This is a genomic window from Cupriavidus sp. HPC(L) (assembly GCF_000307735.3).
GTDB lineage: Bacteria > Pseudomonadota > Gammaproteobacteria > Burkholderiales > Burkholderiaceae > Cupriavidus.
Window position 1 is genome coordinate 1 of record NZ_AMPR02000145.1, and the last position, 7617, is coordinate 7617.

Annotated in this window: 10 protein-coding genes; 4 read left to right on the forward strand and 6 right to left on the reverse strand. The window is 70.7% G+C overall.

What is annotated here, in order from left to right:
• The coding region (locus tag B551_RS10325) for a TolC family protein (protein WP_023264029.1) at positions 1-789 on the reverse strand (789 nt) is incomplete at its 3' end.
• Between the two features lie 353 nt (positions 790-1142).
• Between B551_RS10325 and B551_RS10330 the strand changes: the two genes are divergently transcribed.
• A complete protein-coding gene (locus tag B551_RS10330) occupies positions 1143-1907 on the forward strand; it encodes a sulfite exporter TauE/SafE family protein (protein ID WP_006579247.1) in 765 nt (254 codons plus the stop codon).
• Positions 1908-1959: 52 nt separating this feature from the next.
• Here B551_RS10330 and B551_RS10335 read toward each other — a convergent pair whose 3' ends face one another.
• Positions 1960-2580, reverse strand: a complete 621-nt coding sequence (locus tag B551_RS10335) for a DUF938 domain-containing protein (protein WP_006579246.1) — start codon at positions 2578-2580, stop codon at positions 1960-1962.
• 131 nt (positions 2581-2711) lie between these two features.
• Between B551_RS10335 and B551_RS10340 the strand changes: the two genes are divergently transcribed.
• Positions 2712-3326, forward strand: a complete 615-nt coding sequence (locus tag B551_RS10340) for a YigZ family protein (RefSeq protein ID WP_023264030.1) — start codon at positions 2712-2714, stop codon at positions 3324-3326.
• Positions 3327-3382: 56 nt separating this feature from the next.
• Positions 3383-3691: a 2Fe-2S iron-sulfur cluster-binding protein gene (locus B551_RS10345; protein WP_043438692.1), complete on the forward strand. Its 309-nt coding sequence runs from the start codon at positions 3383-3385 to the stop codon at positions 3689-3691.
• 11 nt (positions 3692-3702) lie between these two features.
• Here B551_RS10345 and B551_RS10350 read toward each other — a convergent pair whose 3' ends face one another.
• From B551_RS10350 to B551_RS10365, 4 genes are all read right to left on the reverse strand, one after another.
• The gene (locus tag B551_RS10350) at positions 3703-4854 is read right to left on the reverse strand and encodes a PHB depolymerase family esterase (RefSeq protein WP_052511328.1); all 1152 of its coding nucleotides are present in this window, start codon (positions 4852-4854) and stop codon (positions 3703-3705) included.
• Positions 4855-4946: 92 nt separating this feature from the next.
• Positions 4947-5702 carry a sulfite exporter TauE/SafE family protein gene (locus tag B551_RS10355; RefSeq protein WP_006579812.1) on the reverse strand — a complete coding sequence of 252 codons (756 nt, stop codon included), beginning with the start codon at positions 5700-5702 and terminating at the stop codon, positions 4947-4949.
• 9 nt (positions 5703-5711) lie between these two features.
• Entirely contained in the window at positions 5712-6074 is a 363-nt protein-coding gene (locus tag B551_RS10360; RefSeq protein WP_006579813.1) for an antibiotic biosynthesis monooxygenase, read from the reverse strand.
• Positions 6075-6135: 61 nt separating this feature from the next.
• Positions 6136-7287: a cytochrome P450 gene (locus B551_RS10365; protein ID WP_023264031.1), complete on the reverse strand. Its 1152-nt coding sequence runs from the start codon at positions 7285-7287 to the stop codon at positions 6136-6138.
• A gap of 82 nt (positions 7288-7369) precedes the next feature.
• Between B551_RS10365 and B551_RS10370 the strand changes: the two genes are divergently transcribed.
• Positions 7370-7617 (forward strand): helix-turn-helix transcriptional regulator (locus B551_RS10370; RefSeq protein ID WP_023264032.1); only part of this gene is annotated, 248 nt, incomplete at its 3' end.

A 7617-nucleotide genomic window follows, 5' to 3' on the forward strand; every position in this document is an offset into this window, starting at 1 on the left:
GGGCCGCGCCTGCAGCGCCTGCTCGTCGAGCGTGGGCACCGGCTCGGCAAGGCCCGGCCACTGCGGCGACAGCGCGACGTCCTGCAGCGTGCCGGGGACGCCGATGCGCTGCGCCAGCTCGGCCATGTCGCGCTGATGATCGGCCCGCGCGTCGCGCCAGTCGGCGCGGGCGCGCAAGGCATCGAGCTCGAGCCGGGTCACGTCGGCGCGCGCCAGGTCGCCGGCCTTGTAGCGGGTCTGGTTGGCCTGCTGGGTGCGCTCGTACAACGCCAGCGTCTGCGTCAGCACGTCGACGCGCTGCTGGCTGACCGCCGCGTCGATGAAGGCCTGCTCCAGCGCGGCGATCTGCTGGACGGTGGCCGCCTGCATCTGGCGGCCCGCGGCCACGTTGGCGGCTTGCGCCGTCTTGACGCGCAGGCCGGCCTTGTTGGCGGTCTCGATGACCTGGTCGATGCGCACCGTCGAATCGACGGTCTTGTTGCGCCAGCTGCCGGCACCGACGCCGGCGTGCGGGTTGATGTTCTCCACGCCCACGCTCAGCACCGGGTTCGGACGCTGCCCGGCGATCTGGATGTCGGCCTCGCTGGCCTGCACGGCGCGGCGTGCCGCGATCAGCTCCGGATTGCAACGCAGCGCAAGCGCGCGCGCCTCGGACAACGTCAGCGTCGCGCCGGCGCCGGGCGCGCGGCATTCGCCGTCCGGCTGCGTTGCGACGGCAGTGGACGGCGCCGCGGCGGCGAAACGGGCCGGCGCGGCCAGCAGCAGCGAGGCAGCGATCGGCGCGAGCAACAGGCGGAGGTGGGTACAGCGATGACGACGGACATGCACGATGACAGGCTCGGTTCAGGCAACGCAGACACGAAGCGCGCCGGCAATGCCGGCGCGACGCGACCGTGCGGCCGCCGCGCTTCGCTCTGTTGGCGTTGTTCGGCGCTATATCGGCGGGCCTGGCACGATCTCCGGCGGCATTGGAGCGAAACGGGATTTCAATCGGCTTTCAAGATCTTGACGATTAGCTTGCAGCGCGCGATTCCGAGGGAATGCCCTGACATCGGCCGTGTGCGCGGTGCGCCCATGTTTTATGATCGATACCTTTGCGCGAGGCGCCGCGGTGGCGCCCGCCACGCCAACCTCGACCGACGATGCCCGATATTCCGCTGCTCCCCGCCCTGTTGACCTTCCTTCTCGGCGGTGCGCTCGGCGCAGTCGGCGGACTGTTCGGCATCGGCGGCGGCCTGATCGCAATCCCCGCGCTGGGGCTGCTCTATGGCATGGACCAGCAACTGGCGCAGGGCACCGCGCTGGTGATGATCGCCCCCAATGTGCTGATCGGCTTCTGGCAGTACCGGCGCCGCGCCGATATCGCGCTGCGTACCGCGCTGGTGCTCGGCCTGTCCGCGGTGCTCGCCACCTATGTCGGCGCGCGGCTGGCGACGGAGATGGACGCGGTGCTGCTGCGGCGGATCTTCGCGCTGTTCATGATCGGCATGGCCGTCTATTTCCTGTGGCGGCTGTTGCCCGGACGCGCGGTCACGGCGCAGCAGCAGCGGCTGTCGTCGCGCTGGATTCCGGCGGTCGGCGTGGTCGGCGGCGCGATGTCCGGGTTCTTTGGCGTGGGCGGCGGCGTGGTCGCGGCGCCGGCGCTGGTCGGCCTGTTCGGCTTTCGCCAGGCGGCGGCGCAAGGGCTGGCACTGGCTCTGGTCACGCCCGGCGCGGTGGTCGCGCTGGCGACCTATGCGCAGGCGCGCCACGTCGACTGGGCCAGCGGTATCCCGCTGTCGCTGGGCGGCATGCTGACGATCTCGTGGGGCGTCGCGCTGGCGCACCGGATGCCCGAACGCCAGCTGCGCGCGTGGTTCTCGGCCTGCCTGATCGCGATCGCGGTGGTGATGCTGGTGCGGGGCTGACGGCCTGGCGCTGCCGGTGCGGTGCTCGGCGAGAGGCCCGGCCGCGCTCGCGCTAGGTCTTGCGGAACACCACGCTGAAGTTGTTCGCCGGCATCGGCACCGCTTCCTCGAAGCGCAGCCCGGCGCTGTCGCCCAGCGCGATCACCGCCTCCATCTCGCGCACGCCCCAGGAAGCATCGCTCGCGCGCAGCTGCTCGTCGAAGATCGCGTTGCTCGGCGACGTGTGCTCGCCGTCGCGGCGGTAGGGCCCGTACAGATAAAGCACGCCGCCGTCCGGCAACAACCGCGCGGCGCCCGCGAACAGCGCCTCGGCGGCCCGCCACGGCGCAATATGGATCATGTTGATGCAGACCACGCCATCGGCATGATCGATGCCCCAATCGGCCTGGCCCACGTCCAGCGCCAGCGGGTCGCGCAGATTCGGCAAACCCGCCTCCGCTTTCCACGCCGCAATCGAACGGCGCGCCGCCGGATCTGGGTCGCTGGGCTGCCAGACCCATTCCGGATTGGCCGCGGCGAAGTGCCTGGCGTGCTGGCCGGTGCCGCTGGCGATCTCGAGAATGGTGCCGGCCGGCGGCAACACGCGGCGCAGCACCTCGAGAATCGGCTCGCGGTTGCGCTCGGCGGCGGGGGCGATGCGGCGGTGGTTGGGATGGACGTGGTCAGGCGGCATGGGTATCAGTCGATCAGGCAGCCGGTTCGAACGGCGAGGCTGACAGCCTACCAGCAACGGTCTCTCCGTCGAGCCAAATCGCCACTGCGATACACTGGCCCCGCCGTTGCCATTTCCCCGCTGTCGCCGCCTTGCCCACGTACACCCTCTCCTCACCCGTCCACGCCGAGCTCGATATCCGCAAGAGCCGCTTTCTCGCCGTTGCCGTGCCGGTCGCCGATCGCGACGAAGCGATGCGGGTCGTGCAGACGCTGCGTGCCGAGCATCCCACCGCCACGCATGTCTGCTGGGCGCTGCTGGCGGGCGGGCAATCCGGCATGTCGGACGACGGCGAGCCGTCGGGCACTGCGGGGCGGCCGATTCTCGAAGTGCTGCGCCATCACGAACTCGATGGCGTGCTGGCCGCGGTAGTGCGCTACTACGGCGGCATCAAGCTCGGCGCGGGGGGACTGGTGCGCGCCTATACCGATGCGATCGCCGCCGCGCTGAAGACCGCCGAGCGGGTCGAGCGCATCGCGTATGCGAGCTTCGCCGTCGAGGTCGACTATGCCGACGAGGCACGGGTGCGACGCTGGCTCGAACAGACCGGCCACACGTTGGCCGACAGCGCCTATGGTTCGACGGCCCGGCTGATCGTCAGGCTGCCCGCCAGCGAAGTCGAAGCCGCGCAGGCGGCGCTGCGCGATGCCACCCATGGCCGCGCGCAGTTTCCGCGGGTGGATCACGACAACGAGGGACGCCGATGAGCGAGGTGTCCAGCGAGCCGATGAGCGAGCCGATGAGCGAGCCGAACAACGCGCTGATGAGAGAGCCGAACGACGCGCCGCCGCTGCGCGTGCGTATCGCCCCCTCGGGGCTCGAGTTCGCCGCCGAGCCGACGCAATCGATCCTGGAGGCCGCCTTGCGCGCCGGCATTCGCCTGCCCAGCTCCTGCCGCAACGGCACCTGCCGCGCCTGCCTGTGCCGGCTGGCGTCCGGCAGCATCCGCTATCGGATCGAATGGCCGGGATTGAGTCCCGACGAGAAGGACGACGGCTATCTGCTGCCTTGCGTGGCCTGCGCGCAATCCGATGTCGACATCGTCGCGCCCGGTGCGCGGCGGCAGGACTGAGCGAGCCACGCTCAGGCGACCGCGCGCCTTCGTACGGGTGCCGGCGCGACCGCGGCAAAGAACGCCCACGCGATCCGCAGCGCATCGGGTCCCGCCGGATCGGCATAGGCCTGGCTGGCCGCGCCACCGCTCCACGCATGGCCCAGGCCTTCGACACGTACCAGCCGGATATAGAGCCCGCCGTCGCGGCGCCAGTCATGCACCACGACCGGTCGGCGCTCGCCCCGCCGCAGCACGCGCACCGACGGTTGGGCCGCCGCGGCCGGCAACGCGCCGGGCGTCGACAGCGACAGCCATAGCGTCGCGCTGGCAATCGCGTTGTCGTAGGCGACCACACGATCGGCATCGCCATGGATCAACAGCAGCGGCGGCGGCGTCCTGCCGCGCAACTGCAGCCGCAGCGCCTGCAGCTGCGCGGCCGTGTGTCCGTTCAGCGAGCCGCGCATCACGCGGCCTGCCTGGGTCGCATTGCGGGCCAGATGCGGGGCCGCTCCAGAGTGCGAACCCACCGCGACGAAGCGGTCGGGATAGCGCAGCGCCAGCATCAACGCCATCGCGCCGCCGGCGGAGAGACCAAGCAGATGCACCCGCTCGGGCTGCACCGGATGCATGCGGCAGACATGGTCGATCATCCCCATCAACAGGCCGGCCTCCGCCGCGGCCTGCGCCTCGCCCCGAAACCAGTTCCAGCATCGGTGCGCATTGGCGCGCGAGGACTGCTCGGGCAGCAGCACGATGCAACGGCGCGCCCGCGCCAGCGCCGCCACGCGCGTGCAGGCGGCGAAGCTGGCGGCATCCTGTCCGCAGCCATGCAGCAGGACCAGCAGCGGCGCGGGCCGCGACGCCCCGATTCCTGAAGGGATGAACAGCCGATAGTGGCGCTGCGCCAGCGGCCCAAAGCCCCAGACACCCTCCAGCCAGCGGCCACCGCCGCGGCTCGCCGGCGCCCGCGCCGGCGAGGCGACACCGGACAGCACGCGCCGCGCTTCCTTGCCCTGATGCGCGGCCTGCGTGACGGAATGCGCGACCGTATTGGCGACGGTGCGCGCGACCGATTTGGTGACGGTGCGCGCGACCGCGCGCTGCATCTGCTGCATCTGGCGGGCGGCGGTCTTGCCAAGCTTGGCCCACGGATTGACGGTGCGGCGGCGTTGGGTCGGCATCGGTCAGCCTTGCGAGTTGGCCCATGGCAGGGTCCACGAGTCGGAAGGCCATTATGCGGCATGCCGATACGCGGCCGCGCGCAGGGACAAGGTCAATGCCAGCCGCGCCAGGCCAGATCCGCGCCGAGCAGCAGCAGCCCGATGAAGAACAGCCGCCGGAACAGCGCCGCGCTGATCCGGTTGCGCAGCTTCTGGCCGAGCCACATGCCGGCCAGCGCGGGAATCAGCGTCGCCAGCGAGGCGCCTAGCACCGGCGCCTGCCCCAGCACGCCATGCATCAGCAGATTGATCGCCAGCGCCACCGTCGATACCGTGAACGACAGGCCCAGCGCCTGCACCAGTTCCTCGCGCGCCAGTCGCAGCCCCTGCAGATACGGCACCGCCGGGATCACCAGCACGCCGGTCACCGCGGTAATCGCGCCGGTGGCCAGACCGATCAGCGGTGCCAGCCAGCGCTCATGGGCGGCAGGCACGTTCAGCTGCCACGACGACAGCCCGACGGCGGCATAGGCGATCAATGCGACGCCGAGTGCCACCGTGGCCTGCTGCATCGCCGACGGCGGCGCCAGCGCGCCGGCCACCAGCGTGCCCGCCACGATGCCGAGCAGCATCGGCCAGAGCCGCATCACCAGCGCGCCGAAGCGTGGGCCGGCGGCAAGCTGCACCACATTGGTCACCATCGACGGCGCGACCAGCAGCGCGGCTGCCTGCATCGGCGGCATCACCAACCCGAGCAGGCCGACGGCGACCGTCGGCAGGCCCAGCCCCACCACGCCCTTGACGAAGCCCGCCAGCAGGAACGTCAGGCCGATGAACAGCGCTTGAGCAACCAGCGTATGCGTATCCATGCCGCGCCCTCACTGACCGTCGGCCGCGGCATCGTGCACGGCACGGCTGTCGCCCGGTGCCTGCTCGCGTCGATGCATGCCATAGTCGCGCAGCACCTGCGCGACCCGCAGCCGGTAGTCGGCGAACACGCCGCCGCGGCCCGCGGCCTGCGCATGGCGGTGCTCGATCGTATTGCGCCAGGCCTGCACGGCCGCCTCGTCGCGGAAGAACGACAGCGACAGCACCTTGCCGGGCGTGCTCAGGCTCTGGAAACGCTCGACCGAGAGGAAGCCGTCGATCGCTTCCAGCGTGGGGCGCAGTTGTGCGGCGATATCGAGATAGGCATCCTTCTGCCCGGGGGCGAATTCGACTTCAAAGATCACGGCAATCATCGGGCGTCCTCAGCAAGATCGTGGGAATCGTGGGGGTCATTGGAATCACGGCATTCGGGCATCACAGGAAATGCGGGATCCGCGCGTTCAGCGACGGCCGATAACGATACGCCCGCGCCAGCGCGGCCGGCTCGATACCGCGCGCCAGCAGCGCGGAGACGGACGCTTCGGCCAGCGCCGCCGCCACCGCATCGCCGGGACATCGATGCGCGCCATGGCCGAAGGTCCCGGCCCGCTCGCCGCGCTTGGCCAGCGTCGGCGTATTGGCCGAGACATTTTCCACTTCGAGCTCCGATGCGGCGGCCGCGGCGAGCAGCACCAGGATGCCGTCGCCGCGTCGCAGCGGCACGCCGCAGACAAGCGCGTCCTCGGCCATGAAGCGGCGCGTGTTGTGGATCGGCGGATCGCTGCGCAGCACCTTCGCCACCGTGGTGCTCGGATCCTCGGCCCCAGCGGCATCGCCGGCAAGCCACAACAGCGTATTGCCGATCAGCCCGGCGGTGGCCTCGCAGCCCTGCACCATCAGGCCCAGCAGATTGGCGGCGATCGCGTCGTCGTCGACACCGGCGGCGCGTGCCTCCGCGCACAACGCCTTTGCCCACGGCGTGTCGGCACGCAGCGGCAGTGTCTGCAGCGATGCCGCCGCGTCGATGCCGGCGTTGATCTCGGCCGGACCTGCGAGCGGCGACATGGCCGCGGCAAAGCTCCCGATCTGCGCGGCGATCCGGCTCGCGGTGACGTCGTCGTCCGTGGCGGTGAAGCCCAGCAAACGCGCGATGGCTATCACCGGCAGCGCACTGGCCCAGCGGTTCGCGGTCGCGGCGTGATCGTCCGTCACCGGCAACAGGCGCGCCGATGCCGATGCGGCCGCGCGCACGTCGTCCCCATCCAGCGTTGCCAGCTGCCGTTGCAGCACGGCCTTCAACGGCGCATGGCGCTGGCCGTCGTTCATGCGGATCAGCCGCGCGAACAACGTCCCGGCGGGCGACTGCGCGAGGGGCGGCGGCACGGGCTGTCCCGGCGGCCGCACCCGGCACGCCGGATGCGACAGCACCGCCGCCACCTCGGCCGGGCCGGCGGCGACCCACAGCATCAGCATGGCGTCGCGGTGAAACGGCTGCTGCCGCGCGAGTTCGCGATAGTACCGATAGGGATCGCGATGCGTTACCGCCGCCAGCGGATCGGGAGGCGGCTTCGTCGGGTCCAGGATCATGGGATGCGCGACAAGGAAGGCAAGGTTGATATCGGCAAGTATCGGCCTATACTGCGATCGTTGTTTCACCGTGGAATGAACTATGGAATACGCTCCCAGCATCAGTCAGTTGGCCGGCCTGCTGGCCGACCCGGGCCGCGCCGCGATGCTGTGGGCGTTAATGGATGGCAGCGCAAGACCGGCCGGCGAGCTCGGGCTGATTGCGGGGCTGTCGGCCTCGTCGACCAGCGGCCATCTGGCTCGGCTGGCCGAGGGCGGCCTGCTGGCGGTCGAGACGCATGGCCGCAATCGCTATTACCGGCTGGCCGCGCCCGAGATCGGCGTCGCGAT

Bases quoted from the DNA above. Each gene is read 5' to 3' on its own strand.
- B551_RS10330 (WP_006579247.1), top strand. From the start codon at position 1,143: ATGCCCGATATTCCGCTGCTCCCCGCCCTGTTGACCTTCCTTCTCGGC.
- B551_RS10335 (WP_006579246.1), bottom strand. From the start codon at position 2,580: ATGCCGCCTGACCACGTCCATCCCAACCACCGCCGCATCGCCCCCGCC.
- B551_RS10345 (WP_043438692.1), top strand. From the start codon at position 3,383: ATGAGAGAGCCGAACGACGCGCCGCCGCTGCGCGTGCGTATCGCCCCC.
- B551_RS10350 (WP_052511328.1), bottom strand. From the start codon at position 4,854: ATGCCGACCCAACGCCGCCGCACCGTCAATCCGTGGGCCAAGCTTGGC.
- B551_RS10355 (WP_006579812.1), bottom strand. From the start codon at position 5,702: ATGGATACGCATACGCTGGTTGCTCAAGCGCTGTTCATCGGCCTGACG.
- B551_RS10360 (WP_006579813.1), bottom strand. From the start codon at position 6,074: ATGATTGCCGTGATCTTTGAAGTCGAATTCGCCCCCGGGCAGAAGGAT.
- B551_RS10365 (WP_023264031.1), bottom strand. From the start codon at position 7,287: ATGATCCTGGACCCGACGAAGCCGCCTCCCGATCCGCTGGCGGCGGTA.